Genomic DNA, 5448 nt, shown 5'->3' with positions numbered 1-5448 from the left:
TATTGCAACATATAAAGAAGACCCGTGAGGCGATTCGAGAAGTTCATTAAAGAGATGTCATTTATAGCGTAGCGAGGTAAGAAAGTACAGATTCAAAGTACATGAATACTGAGCTATTATTTTAGAGTCAATATCTATCAGACAATACAAATAGAATAAAGACTATTATTAATTAAGTTAAGAATGGTCAGCGTTCAAACAACACATTTTACAATGGAGAGTTTGATCCTGGCTCAGGATGAACGCTAGCGGCAGGCCTAATACATGCAAGTCGAACGATAGTTGAGAGCTTGCTCTTGACGAAAGTGGCGCACGGGTGCGTAACGCGTATGCAACCTACCTTAATCAGGGGGATAGCCCGAAGAAATTCGGATTAACACCGCATAAAAACACAGGATAGCATTATCCAATGTTCAAATATTTATAGGATTAAGATGGGCATGCGTGTCATTAGCTAGTTGGCGGGGTAACGGCCCACCAAGGCGACGATGACTAGGGGATCTGAGAGGATGACCCCCCACACTGGTACTGAGACACGGACCAGACTCCTACGGGAGGCAGCAGTAAGGAATATTGGTCAATGGAGGCAACTCTGAACCAGCCATGCCGCGTGCAGGAAGACAGCCCTCTGGGTCGTAAACTGCTTTTATTCGGGAATAAACCTCATTACGTGTAATGAGCTGAATGTACCGAAGGAATAAGGATCGGCTAACTCCGTGCCAGCAGCCGCGGTAATACGGAGGATCCAAGCGTTATCCGGATTTATTGGGTTTAAAGGGTGCGTAGGCGGCTTATTAAGTCAGGGGTGAAAGACGGTGGCTCAACCATCGCAGTGCCCTTGATACTGATGAGCTTGAATGAACTAGAGGTAGGCGGAATGTGACAAGTAGCGGTGAAATGCATAGATATGTCACAGAACACCGATTGCGAAGGCAGCTTACTATGGTTTTATTGACGCTGAGGCACGAAAGCGTGGGGATCAAACAGGATTAGATACCCTGGTAGTCCACGCCCTAAACGATGAATACTCGCTGTTAGCGATATACAGTTAGCGGCTAAGCGAAAGCGTTAAGTATTCCACCTGGGGAGTACGCCCGCAAGGGTGAAACTCAAAGGAATTGACGGGGGCCCGCACAAGCGGAGGAGCATGTGGTTTAATTCGATGATACGCGAGGAACCTTACCCGGGCTTGAAAGTTAGTGAATTATCCAGAGATGGATAAGTGAGCAATCACACGAAACTAGGTGCTGCATGGCTGTCGTCAGCTCGTGCCGTGAGGTGTTGGGTTAAGTCCCGCAACGAGCGCAACCCCTATGTTTAGTTGCCAGCATGTAAAGGTGGGGACTCTAAACAGACTGCCTGTGCAAACAGAGAGGAAGGAGGGGACGACGTCAAGTCATCATGGCCCTTACGTCCGGGGCTACACACGTGCTACAATGGATGGTACAGAGGGCAGCTAGCTGGTAACAGCATGCGAATCTCAAAAAGCCATTCACAGTTCGGATAGAGGTCTGCAACTCGACCTCTTGAAGTTGGATTCGCTAGTAATCGCGTATCAGCAATGACGCGGTGAATACGTTCCCGGGCCTTGTACACACCGCCCGTCAAGCCATGGAAGTTGGGGGTACCTAAAGTATGTAACCGCAAGGAGCGTCCTAGGGTAAAACCGATAACTGGGGCTAAGTCGTAACAAGGTAGCCGTACCGGAAGGTGCGGCTGGAATACCTCCTTTCTGGAGTAGGATTGACTACTCGCTGCGCAAATGATATAAATGACAATAATCTCAAAAAGAAAACCCATAGGATGAAACATTAAGAAGTGTTCCATACTGAAATCGGTTAGGATGAGTAAGCAAGGATTTGTGAAATGAGAAATCAGTACTCATGATTAACTGCGATACGAATACCTAGTCCCGTAGCTCAGTTTGGTTAGAGCACTACACTGATAATGTAGGGGTCAGCAGTTCAAATCTGCTCGGGACTACAGATCTATTCTAAGGGGGATTAGCTCAGCTGGCTAGAGCGCCTGCCTTGCACGCAGGAGGTCAACGGTTCGACTCCGTTATTCTCCACCATCACCGGTACTTGTTATAAAAGGTACGTAAATAGGGAAGGCAACGACCCCGGGATCGAAAAGTTCTTTGACATATTGGAAGAAGTTAAAAAAGAAGAGCAAACAACAATAGAGACGTTGTTTGATCTGAAAGGAAGAGATGAGTAAGCAATTACGAATTGAATTCTGAAGAGATAACAACAATCAAAAAAAGCATTTCCATAGGCGCAAAAGGCTATGGAGAGAAGAAAGTAAATAAGAGCACACAGGGGATGCCTTGGCTCTCAGAGGCGATGAAGGACGTGATAAGCTGCGATAAGCACTGGGGATTAGCAAATATGAATTGATCCGGTGATTTCCGAATGGGGAAACCTGGCTAGTTGAAGACTAGTCGTATATAATACGCAAACCTGCCGAACTGAAACATCTAAGTAAGCAGAGGAAGAGAAAATAATAATGATTTCCTAAGTAGTGGCGAGCGAAAGGGAAAGAGCCCAAACCACTTATGTTACGGCATATGTGGGGTTGTAGGACTACGATATGATTATAATGCAATGAAGTGGAACAGGATGGGAAGCCTGGCAATATAGAGTGAGAGCCTCGTACACGTAAGTACCATTAGTCTAGTAGTATCCTGAGTACCGCGAGGTCGGAGACGCCTTGTGGGAATCTGCCGGCACCATCCGGTAAGGCTAAATACTCCTGAGAGACCGATAGTGAACCAGTACCGTGAGGGAAAGGTGAAAAGAACCCCGAACAGGGGAGTGAAATAGAACCTGAAACTGTGTGCTTACAAGCGGTCGGAGCGTCCAGGTGGCGTGACGGCGTGCCTTTTGCATAATGAGCCTACGAGTTACTCTTCTCTGGCAAGGTTAAGTGTTTAAGACACGGATCCGAAGCGAAAGCGAGTCTGAATAGGGCGTATAGTCAGGGGAGGTAGACGCGAAACCTTGTGATCTACCCATGGACAGGTTGAAGGTGCGGTAACACGTACTGGAGGACCGAACCGATAAACGTTGAAAAGTTTCCGGATGATCTGTGGGTAGGGGTGAAAGGCTAATCAAACTGGGAAATAGCTCGTACTCCCCGAAATGTTTTTAGGAACAGCGTTGAGGTAAAGTTATTAAGAGGTAGAGCTACTGATTGGGTGCGGGGGAGTCAAATCCTACCAAATCCAGACAAACTCCGAATGCTTAATAATATACTCAGCAGTGAGGCGCGGGGTGCTAAGGTCACGCGCCGAGAGGGAAAGAACCCAGACCATCAGCTAAGGTCCCCAAGTTACAGTTAAGTTGAACTAACGAGGTCCGATTGCATAGACAGCTAGGATGTTGGCTTGGAAGCAGCCATTCATTTAAAGAGTGCGTAACAGCTCACTAGTCGAGCGATCGGGCATGGATAATAAACGGGCATTAAATTGTACACCGAAGCTATGGGTAATATTAATATTACGGTAGGGGAGCATTCCAGCGGCAGCGAAGGTATGACGTAAGTTGTGCTGGAGCTTCTGGAAAAGCAAATGTAGGCATAAGTAACGATAAGGCGGGCGAGAAACCCGCCCACCGAAAGGATAAGGTTTCCTGATCAACGCTAATCGGATCAGGGTTAGTCGGGGCCTAAGGAGAACCCGAAAGGGATATTCGATGGACAACGGATTAATATTTCCGTACTTTTTATAACTGCGATGTGGGGACGGAGTAGTGACACTGCCGCGATCTGACGGAATAGATCGTTGAAGGCTTTAGGTATAGGACCGGTAGGCAAATCCGCCGGTCTTGCTGAATGCTGATAGTACCGCAAACCTTCGGGGGCGTGGATAGTGCAGGTAATCAGACTTCCAAGAAAAACCGCTAAGCTTCAGGTTATAAAAACCCGTACCGCAAACCGACACAGGTATCCGGGAAGAGAATTCTAAGGTGCTCGAGTGAATCATGGCTAAGGAACTCGGCAAAATGGCCCTGTAACTTCGGGAGAAGGGGCGCTGGTAGCAATATCAGCCGCAGTGAAAAGGCCCAGGCGACTGTTTAACAAAAACACATGGCTTTGCAAAATCGAAAGATGAAGTATAAGGCCTGACACCTGCCCGGTGCTGGAAGGTTAAGAGGGGATGTCAGTCGCAAGGCGAAGCATTGAATCGAAGCCCCAGTAAACGGCGGCCGTAACTATAACGGTCCTAAGGTAGCGAAATTCCTTGTCGGGTAAGTTCCGACCTGCACGAATGGTGTAACGATCTGGGCGCTGTCTCAGCCATGAGCTCGGTGAAATTGTGGTCCCGGTGAAGACGCCGGGTACCCGCAACGGGACGGAAAGACCCCATGCACCTTCACTACAATTTAACATTGACATTGGATACAGGATGTGTAGGATAGGTGGGAGACTATGAAGCGGCGTCGCCAGGCGTCGTGGAGTCAACGTTGAAATACCACCCTTTCTGTATTCGGTGTCTAACTCCGCTCTGCGGAGGACATTGTTTGATGGGTAGTTTGACTGGGGTGGTCGCCTCCAAAAAGGTAACGGAGGCTTTCAAAGGTAAGCTCAATACGCTTGGTAACCGTATGAGGAGTGCAATAGCATAAGCTTGCTTGACTGTGAGACAGACAAGTCGATCAGGGTCGAAAGACGGATATAGTGATCCGGTGGTTCTGCATGGAAGGGCCATCGCTCAAAGGATAAAAGGTACGCTGGGGATAACAGGCTGATCTCCCCCAAGAGCTCATATCGACGGGGAGGTTTGGCACCTCGATGTCGGCTCGTCACATCCTGGGGCTGGAGAAGGTCCCAAGGGTTCGGCTGTTCGCCGATTAAAGTGGCACGCGAGCTGGGTTCAGAACGTCGCGAGACAGTTCGGTCCCTATCTGTTGTGGGCGTTGGAATTTTGAGTGGGGCTGACCTTAGTACGAGAGGACCGGGTTGGACTAGCCTCTAGTGAATCTGTTGTTCCGCCAGGGGCATTGCAGAGTAGCTACGCTGGGAATAGATAAGCGCTGAAAGCATCTAAGTGCGAAACTAGCCACGAGATGAGAATTCCATATAGGACCGTAGCAGACTACTACGTTGATAGGTTACAGATGTAAAGGTGGTGACATCAAAGTCGAGTAATACTAATAATCCGAAGCTTTCAAGAGCAGTAAACTGTTGTTTGTTCTTCAAAACTTAACTTCTTTCAATAATATGTCATTGTTATATGTTGCAATAAAAGCTTGCGTGTTGTGCAAACAACAAGCATAGATATACAACTAAATAACATTAAAAATATTTAGGTGCCTATATCGGTGGTGTCCACCTCTTCCCATTCCGAACAGAGAAGTTAAGCCCACCAGAGCCGATGGTACTGCGGTAACACGTGGGAGAGTAGGTCGGTGCCAAATCTTAAAGAAAGCCTGTAGTGAAAACTAC

The 5448-nt window shown here is 47.8% G+C and carries 2 tRNA genes and 3 rRNA genes; all 5 read left to right on the top strand.

The features are described from left to right. The first annotated feature begins 210 nt into the window (after nt 1-210). The 5 genes from WAE59_RS25760 (at nt 211) to rrf (ending at nt 5420) form a co-directional block, all read left to right on the top strand. Nucleotides 211-1732: ribosomal RNA gene (locus WAE59_RS25760) — 16S ribosomal RNA — on the top strand. A gap of 176 nt (nt 1733-1908) precedes the next feature. Beyond that, a tRNA-Ile gene (locus WAE59_RS25755) sits at nt 1909-1983 on the top strand. A 14-nt stretch (nt 1984-1997) separates the two neighbouring features. Next, a tRNA-Ala gene (locus tag WAE59_RS25750) sits at nt 1998-2074 on the top strand. A gap of 223 nt (nt 2075-2297) precedes the next feature. Beyond that, nucleotides 2298-5176, top strand: a 23S ribosomal RNA gene (locus WAE59_RS25745). 132 nt (nt 5177-5308) lie between these two features. Then, nucleotides 5309-5420: ribosomal RNA gene (rrf, locus tag WAE59_RS25740) — 5S ribosomal RNA — on the top strand. The 16S, 23S and 5S rRNA genes sit together here with 2 tRNA genes alongside, the layout of an rRNA operon. The last annotated feature ends 28 nt before the right edge of the window (nt 5421-5448 follow it).

This window comes from Pedobacter sp. GR22-6 (assembly GCF_037402555.1).
In the GTDB taxonomy this organism is placed as follows: Bacteria; Bacteroidota; Bacteroidia; order Sphingobacteriales; family Sphingobacteriaceae; genus Pedobacter.
The sequence above is the reverse complement of the archived record's forward strand: the minus strand, read 5'-3'. Positions and strand labels throughout refer to the sequence as shown.